1 protein-coding gene is annotated in these 270 nt (G+C 55.9%); it reads right to left on the reverse strand.

The annotated features are described in order from the left end of the window. Positions 1–270: YcgN family cysteine cluster protein (locus tag SB756_RS30475; RefSeq protein WP_410913293.1), on the reverse strand; the 270-nt coding region annotated here is incomplete at both ends.

The raw sequence follows: 270 nt of genomic DNA on the forward strand, positions 1-270 counted from the left end.
GATCTTCCCAGTCCCGCACTTCACTCTCACGCACCGCAATATACCGCACCGAAATACGCTGCGCATGCATCGCTGTTTTCGAACCGGCCCGCAGCGGATGCCATACGGGTAAATCTTTGCCCTCACCCAGCAGCCGGTAGGCGCAGGTGCGCGGCAGCCAGTTGAAGGTCGTCAGATTTTCGCGCGTTAACTTGATGCAATCCTCTTCAAGCTCGAAGCGGCGCTCATAGTTACGGCACTGGCAGGTTTTAATATTGAGCTGATCACAGG

Source organism: Pseudomonas sp. SIMBA_068, assembly GCF_046534705.1.
GTDB classification, from domain to species: domain Bacteria; phylum Pseudomonadota; class Gammaproteobacteria; order Pseudomonadales; family Pseudomonadaceae; genus Aquipseudomonas; species Aquipseudomonas putida.